The following is a 7,966-nucleotide window of genomic DNA, read 5'->3' on the forward strand; positions in this document are numbered from 1 at the left end:
ACAAAATTCTTCTAAAAGAATCGAAATTCTAAAAAAAGTCATCCCGGAACAACATGTAAGGGTTGACATTTCCAAGCTTTCAGAAAGGCCGTTGATGGTTCTGAATCTCTCAAAGGGTATAGAAATAGAAACAGGAAAACGCGTATCTGAGATCGTAAAAGAAATTCTTGGGTGCCCTTATGCGGTTCTTTCCGGGCCATCTCACGCTGAAGAGGTGGCAAAGAAACTACCAACGGCCGTTACACTCGCAGGGAACAAAGCAAAGGAATTGCAAAAGAGAATCTCAAACGAGTATTTCAGAGTTTACACCTGCGAAGATGTGGTGGGCGTGGAAATTGCTGGCGCGCTGAAGAACGTCATTGCAATTGCCGCTGGTATCCTCGACGGCCTTGGTGGATGGGACAACGCAAAGGCTGCTCTTGAAACTCGCGGAATCTATGAAATAACAAGGTTTGGAAGGCACTTCGGGGCTAATCAGAAGACCTTCATGGGACTTGCAGGTATTGGAGATCTCATGGTCACATGTAACAGTAAGTACAGCAGAAACAGACGTTTTGGCGAGTTGATTGCAAAAGGATTTGATCCCCAAAAGCTCCTCGAAAGCTCCCATCAGGTTGTGGAAGGAGCATTCACGGTGAGAGCGGTTGTGAAGAAAGCAAAAGAAATGAACCTGGAAATGCCCATTTCTGAGGAAGTCTACCGGGTGATCTACGAGGGGAAATCTCCCCTCCAATCGATGAAAGATCTTATGAGAAGAAGTTTAAAAGACGAGTTCTGGGCCGATTGATTTTACGCCACAAAAATTTTCTACCTTCGCCGTTGAAATTTAACTCAAAAAGCAGTAGAATTGTTTTGGATGAATTGTGAAAGTTTTCTCTTTTAGGAGGTGAAAACATGAAATACGATGTTGTGGTAGTGGGGGGAGGGCCTGCCGGACTCGTTGCAGCGTTCACCACCAAAAGATTTTACAAAGACAAGAAAATCCTCGTTGTGAAGAAAACAGAAAAAGAAATGGTCCCGTGTGGGATTCCTTACATCTTTCACACGCTTGGTGGTGTAGAAAATGACTACATGGGTATAGAAGAAAAATTCAAAAGTGCGGGCATAGACCTTCTGATAGACGAGGTTGTAGACGGTAGCACTGATGAGAAAAAGATCATTACAAAAACTGGAAAAGAAATCCCTTATGAAAAGCTCATCATAGCAACGGGTTCCACACCGAACATTCCAAATATCCCCGGGGTCGATCTTGAAGGGGTCTTCACCGTTTCGAAGGATGCAGATCACTTGAAAGTACTCTCTTCAAAAATTGATGGTGCAAAGAACGTGGTGATCATCGGTGGAGGATTCATCGGTATGGAAGTAGCAGACGAGTTGAAAAAATCCGGGAAGAACGTCACACTGGTTGAGATCATGGACAGCTTGCTACCAGTGTCTTTCGACCCCGATTTTGGTGAGATCGCAAGGAAGGAAATCGAAGCGGACAATTTGAAAGTTCTAACAGGCAGAAAGGTAACGGAGATTTACGGATCAGGTAGGGTGGAAGGCGTCAAGCTGGACAATGGTGAAACAATACCAACCGACGTTGTTGTGCTCGCAACAGGGTACAAACCAAATTCCGATCTGGCAAGAAAGCTTGACCTGAGAGTAACAGAGTATGGTTTCATAGAAACAGACGAGTACATGAGAACATCAAAACCAGATGTCTTTGCCGCGGGCGATTGCGTGCAACACAAGGACTTCTTGACAGGAAAACCCTCCAGACTCATGCTCGCTTCCGCCGCCGTGTTCGATGCGAGGATCGCCGCATCGAACCTCTACGGACTGAAAGTAATCAGAACAAACAAGGGTTCGTTGAACGCCTATTCGACTGTTATAGGAAGTAAGGCATTTGGTTCTGTTGGTATAACCGAAAGAGTTGCAAGGGAAGAAAGCTTTGAAATCGTTGTTGGCAAAGCAGAGGCACCAGACAGACATCCTGGAAAATTCGAAGACACCACCAAACTCATCGTGAAACTCATCTTCTCAGAAGACAGCAAAATTCTGCTCGGTGCTCAAGTGTGTGGAGGAAAAAGCGTTGGGGAAATTGTGAACATCCTCAGTCTTGGAATACAAAAAGGTATCACCGCGAACGATCTATTCACCATGCAGATAGGAACACATCCACTGCTGACTTCCGCTCCAACGGTCTATCCACTGGCAAAAGCTGCTGAGATGGTTTTATAAAATCAAAATCAGGAGGTGTTAAGTATGGCAGCGAAAGAAAAGCTTGAGGAAATTAGAAAGCAACTCCAGGAAATCATAGGAAAAGCTCCTGAAATTGGAAAATTTGCAGAGTATGTCCATGCAGCTGAAAGCCAAAAAGCTCTCGACACAAAGACAAAAGAGCTCATCTCTCTTGGAATTGCCATAGCGGTCAGATGTGAACCCTGCATCATGTGGCACACAGAGGCAGCAGTGAAAGCTGGCGCAACAGAGGAGGAAATTCTGGACACGATAAAAGTGGCGGTGTGTATGGGTGGTGGTCCTGCTTTGATGTACGGTCTAAAAGCCTACGAGATAGCCCTGGAGTTTCTCGGAAAATAACTTCACCCCTCCCAGCCGGGAGGGGTTTTCTCAGGAGGGAAAAGATATGTACGACGCTGTAATCATCGGTGGTGGTCCTGGAGGATATGTTTGTGCTATAAAACTTGCACAACTTGGAAAGAAAGTAGCACTTGTGGAAAAAGAAGCGCTCGGTGGAACGTGCACCAACAAAGGTTGCATTCCAACGAAGGCGATGCTCACAGCATCCCACTTGATGAGTGAGATAAAGGAAAAAGCTGCAAAGTACGGATTGAAAGTCTCCAGTGTGAAGTTCGACGTTCCCTCTATGATGAAACACGTAGAAAAGAGTGTCATGATGTCCAGAAAAGGAATAGAGTACCTCATGAAAAAGAACAACGTAGACGTGTTCATGGGAACAGGGGTTATTGAAGACAAAAATACCGTCGTTGTTAAAGAAACAGGAGAGAGATTGGAAACAAAGAACCTCGTTCTTGCACACGGCTCTGTCCCCAGTGTTTTTCCACCGTTCGACGTGGATGGTATCTGGACGAGTGACGACGTGTTCAAATTGGGAGAGTTTCCAAAGTCCCTCCTCATAGTGGGTGGTGGAGTCATAGGTGTGGAATTTGCTACGTTTTTCAGCAGTTTTGAGGTGAACGTGACCATCGTTGAAGTCGCCGATCATATACTTCCCTATGAAGACGAAGATGTAGCCGAAGAAGTGAAAAAATCTCTGAAAAGAAAAGGTGTGAAAATCCTCGAAAAGACGAAAGTAACCGCTTTGAAGAAGACAGAAGATGGCTTTGAGGCAACGCTAGAAACAGGAGAAACGCTGAAAGCAGAAAAGGTTTTGCTCGCCGTAGGAAGAAAACCGAACATACCAGAGGATGTGAAGGCCCTCGGAGTGAAAGTAGAAAGAGGCGTTGTAACAGACAAAAGGATGAAGACAAACGTCGAAGGGGTCTACGCGATAGGAGACATAAGAGGAGAGATCATGCTGGCACACGTTGCCATGTACGAAGGGATAGTTGCTGCGAAAAACATAGTCGGAATAGAGGAAGAAATGGACTACTCCGCTGTTCCGAACATAATATTCTCCTCCCCAGAAGTAGCGTCGACTGGTGTGAAAGAAAAAGATGTGAATCCAGAAAACGTTGTGATCTTCAAGTTCCCAGTGTCCGCCAACGGAAGGGCAAGAACGATGCTGGAAAACATCGGCTTTGTCAAAGTCATAGCAGACAAAAAAAGCGGAGTTATACTCGGGATGAGCATCGTTTCTCCATCTGCGACGGACATGATCATGGAGGGAGTCATAGCGGTGAAGTACAGAATGAAGGCAAAAGATCTGGAAGAAGCCATTCACCCACATCCAACACTCACTGAGACGGTCCTTGGAGCCCTGGAGGGAGTCTCAGGAAAGCCCATTCATCTGTGAAGCATGGAGACACTCTTTCCTCAACGGACATCTTGCACATTTTGGAGCTTTGCTACAAAATTTTTTGGCATGCTCCACTATGAGCCCGTGTAGCTTCTGATAAAGATGAACATCAGGCGAATAATGTGACATGAAGAGTTTTTGAATATCATCGTAGTCTTTCAGTTCGATGTTGAAGATGCGTACTAAAAGCCTTTTTGTGTAGCTATCAACGACAAAAATGGGCTTTTCCAGCGCATAAAGTAGTATGGCATCGGCCGTCTCTTTGCCGATGCCTTTTATTTTCAGAAGTAGCTCTCGAAGTGTATCCGTTGGCATTCTTTTCAAGCGTTCCAGGTTGAAATCATACTCCTTCAAAAACTCAAGGAGGGCTTTCAATCTTTCGGCCTTTACGTTGAAGAAACCAGCCGGTCTTATGAGCTTTGCTATCCTTTCGGTGGGAAGGAGAAACAGCTGTTTCAAAAGATCACTCCCACTGAGCGTGTCCTTCAAGTTTTTCATGGCACGCTCGACGTTCTTCCAGTTCGTGTTCTGGGTGAGAATGGCGGTCACCACGATCTCTTCTGGTGTTCCAGGCCACCATTTGCCAACTGGTCCGTGAATCGATCGCAATTTTCTGTAGAGTTCTTTCAGCTTCATACTTAAAATTATATCGGGGGTGATTCTATGAGTGTCATTTACAAGAGGAGAAGTATCAGGAAATACCAAAAAAAAGACGTGCCCGACGAACTCGTGAAGGAAGTCATAAGGGCTGCTATGCACGCACCTTCTGCCTGCAATCAGCAACCATGGCACTTCGTTGTGATCAGAGATGAAGGGACCAAAAAGAAAGTAGCAGAAATACATCCCCATGCGAAAATGATACTGGAGGCACCTGTTGCCATCCTGGTCTGCGGAGATCCCTCTCTTGAAAAGTGTAAAGGTTTCTGGGTTCAGGATTGTTCTGCTGCTGTGGAGAATCTCCTTTTGAGAGCAACAGAGCTTGGCCTTGGCGCTGTGTGGTGCGGTGTGTATCCGAGGGAAGAGAGGGTGAAAAACTTCCAGAAACTTCTTGGAATACCAGAACATGTGATCCCGTTTGCACTCATTCCTATCGGATATCCCGCAGAACAACCAATTCCAGAGGACAGATTCAAGTCCGAGAGGATCCATCGTGAAAAATGGTAATAAACATTAACAAACAGATCCGTCATCTTAGAATTTCCATCAACAATTTATTGAGATGTAACTCGTGATACCACAATATATTGTGGTATAATTTCAGCAGAACCTGCCGAAAGGGGGACCTCCGTTGTACATAAACAGAATTGGAACGTTCAGAGATCACCCAGATCTCTATGGGGTGTCGGTTTATTTTCAGGGGTGCGATGCAGAACCAAAGTGTTTTATGTGTCACAATCCTGAAACATGGCACATATCAGAAAAATACAAAAGAGATCCGGAGAAAGTACTGGAAATTATTGATGAAAAACTCTCAAGACTTTTAACACATTTCAAGAAAGTCAGTCTGACTCTTCTTGGAGGGGAGCCTCTTGCTCCACACAATCGGGGAGAGCTCTGAAAATATCGAAATACTTCAAGAAAAAGTACGGTGAGCAGATTACTGTCGTTCTTTTCAGCTGGAGAACGCCAAAAGATATAGTGAAAGAGAATCTTTTGAAATACGTTCAATACGTTGACGAATTCGTTCTCGGCAGATACCTGCACAAGTATCATCAGAACAGCTTTCCTGCTTCTAAAAATCAGCTATATCTCAACAGAGCTGACTTCGAGAAAGCGGTAAGTGTCGTAAAGGGGAGGGAGTTAAATGGTAGTTCGGTACTCATTCGAAAATGACTTTGAAATTTTACTCAATGAGTTGTTTTCAAAATACGGTTATGAAATGTTCCAAATGGATGGGCTGGGGGAACAGCTTGATGTGGTAAAGTTCACAGAAAATTTTGTGAAGAGGGGAATTATAGATTCAACCATTGACGCCAACGCGAACGTGAGGGTAACGAATATAAGTACTTACTTTATCGAAATCTCCAAACCCCACACCTATCTGTATTCCCTCTACAAAATCTGGCAGAAGATGAAAGAAATGTTCGGAAAAGAAGTTGCAGATGAATTCGTTGAATTGCAGATAAACGGTGCTCTGTATCTTCACGATAGACACCATGCCGCTCTCATGCCTTACTGTGTGATGCGCGACGAATTACTCTGGGTAAAAGACAATAATGGAACGGAAAAACTTCTATCTATTGAGGAATTATACAATGCCATCGACAAAGCAGAAGAACCAATTGACGAAAAGGCAGTTGCTAAAGATACTACAGATCTATCCATTTACGTCAGAGACAGAAACGGATGGACAAAGATCACAAGAGTCGTTAAAAAGAAACATGATAACAAATTTGTATTTATCAAATTAGCAAATGGCGCATCAAAAGTAGTGACAGAAGATCACCATGTCATTACAGATGCAGGAGAAATGAGAGCAATAGATGTTAAACCAGGAATGAAAATTTATTCGGAACAATTTGACCTGCCATTTGGCGACGTAAGAGAAATCGATTTATTAGATGTGCTAGAAGAAATGTATGGCAAAGAATACATAAGAGAAAACATCTTAGTAGATGGTGTTCCATATGATAAAGTAGATACAATTCCGGATGATGCAGTGATTTCTTTGCATAAAAGTCCATTCTTCTTAAGGAATAAATTTGAGCTTGATAAAGACTTTGGATGGATATTAGGAGTAATTATTGCAGAAGGAAGCTTTAGCAATGCAACTATTACTGTAGATACTCAAGATAAGGTAATCTTAGAAAGACTAAAAAGATTTGCTAAGAAACATGGCATTAACTTTGCTATATATGACAAAGGCAATGGTAGCATTGGCAAAAAATTTGTATTTAAGAACAAGCTGTTCTTTGCATTGATAAAATACTTCATAACAGGAGATTATGCACGCAATAAGGCTCTTCGACCTGATTTCTTGAAATTCAACAAAGATTTCCTGTACGGTATTGTTGGAGGCATTATCGACGGCGACGGAACACAAATGGCTAATTTCATTAAGGGTAGAAGTAATCGAATAACTATCAGAATGACTTCGAGAAAATTACTCAACCAGTTGCGTGCTGTAATCCAATCTGCCGGATACATAGTAAGAGACGGAACACCAAGAACTCCAGGCAAAAATGCTCAAGTTAAAAGCAATCATATGGTATATGAAATTGCATTTACACCATTAAAAGATGGAGAGCTTTTCTCATCACAAAAAGTTACAGAATTTAAAGATAGACTTACAACCACCGATGAAATTAAGAAGTACTCAAACAAACGCTATACCTTTGATTATGGATGGCAAGACGTTATAGTTGTAAAACCATTTGAGGACTTTACAGAAGAATACGTATATGACCTTACAACTGAATCACACTCATTCTTAGTTAACGGAATGGAAACACACAATTGTTTCGCTTACACCCTGAGGCCAATAGTAGAGAAGGGACTTCCCTTCATAAAGACTATAAAGTCAGAGCCTGCAAAACACCTTTCCACATTCATTCAGCATGTAATCCAGTTCGTCATGTTTGCATCCAATCAGAGCTCCGGCGCGGTGGGCTTACCTGATTTCTTCGTCTGGATGTGGTATTTTGTGAAAAAAGATTTAGAAGAGGGCATCATTCCGCGTGAGAAACTCAATTGGTATATAGAACAGCATTTCCAGATACTCACCTACTCCCTGAACCAGCCGATCAGGACAACACAGTCTCCATACACGAACTTCACTTATCTGGACAGAAACTACATCAGGGCAATATTTGAGAACGAACGATACCCCGACGGCTCTCTGATCACAGATCACGTGGAAGAGATCATCGCACTCCAGAAGCACTACTGGGAATGGGTCGCAAAAGAAAGGAAAAGGCAGATGTTCACCTTCCCAGTGCTGACGGCAAGCCTTCTGTACAAAGATGGAAAGTTCCTCGACGA

The 7,966-nt window shown here is 43.2% G+C and carries 8 protein-coding genes; 7 read left to right on the plus strand and 1 reads right to left on the minus strand.

Going from position 1 to position 7,966, the window contains the following annotated elements; genetic code table 11:
* The 4 genes from J7K79_RS00235 to lpdA form a co-directional block, all read left to right on the plus strand.
* On the plus strand, positions 1-787 hold a 787-nt coding region (locus J7K79_RS00235; RefSeq protein WP_296903866.1), incomplete at its 5' end, for an NAD(P)H-dependent glycerol-3-phosphate dehydrogenase.
* Between the two features lie 107 nt (positions 788-894).
* Positions 895-2,226 carry an FAD-dependent oxidoreductase gene (locus tag J7K79_RS00240; protein WP_296903868.1) on the plus strand — a complete coding sequence of 444 codons (1,332 nt, stop codon included), beginning with the start codon at positions 895-897 and terminating at the stop codon, positions 2,224-2,226.
* Positions 2,227-2,250: 24 nt separating this feature from the next.
* Complete coding sequence (locus J7K79_RS00245) at positions 2,251-2,586, plus strand: carboxymuconolactone decarboxylase family protein (RefSeq protein WP_296903870.1); 336 nt, start codon at positions 2,251-2,253, stop codon at positions 2,584-2,586.
* 46 nt (positions 2,587-2,632) lie between these two features.
* A complete protein-coding gene (gene lpdA, locus J7K79_RS00250; protein WP_296903872.1) occupies positions 2,633-3,982 on the plus strand; it encodes a dihydrolipoyl dehydrogenase in 1,350 nt (449 codons plus the stop codon).
* Here the strand turns inward: lpdA and J7K79_RS00255 are convergent.
* The gene (locus tag J7K79_RS00255) at positions 3,959-4,621 is read right to left on the minus strand and encodes an endonuclease III domain-containing protein (protein WP_296903874.1); all 663 of its coding nucleotides are present in this window, start codon (positions 4,619-4,621) and stop codon (positions 3,959-3,961) included. The genes lpdA and J7K79_RS00255 overlap by 24 nt on opposite strands.
* Positions 4,622-4,648: 27 nt before the next feature.
* Here J7K79_RS00255 and J7K79_RS00260 point away from each other — a divergent pair, with 27 nt between their 5' ends.
* From J7K79_RS00260 to nrdD, 3 genes are all read left to right on the plus strand, one after another.
* Positions 4,649-5,149, plus strand: a complete 501-nt coding sequence (locus J7K79_RS00260) for a nitroreductase family protein (protein ID WP_296903876.1) — start codon at positions 4,649-4,651, stop codon at positions 5,147-5,149.
* A 124-nt stretch (positions 5,150-5,273) separates the two neighbouring features.
* Positions 5,274-5,543: a 4Fe-4S cluster-binding domain-containing protein gene (locus tag J7K79_RS00265; protein ID WP_296903880.1), complete on the plus strand. Its 270-nt coding sequence runs from the start codon at positions 5,274-5,276 to the stop codon at positions 5,541-5,543.
* Positions 5,544-5,789: 246 nt separating this feature from the next.
* Positions 5,790-7,966, plus strand: a 2,177-nt coding sequence (gene nrdD, locus J7K79_RS00270) for an anaerobic ribonucleoside-triphosphate reductase (protein ID WP_366932561.1), incomplete at its 3' end; no start/stop codon positions are given.

This window comes from Thermotoga sp. (assembly GCF_021162145.1).
Classification (GTDB): Bacteria; Thermotogota; Thermotogae; order Thermotogales; family Thermotogaceae; genus Thermotoga.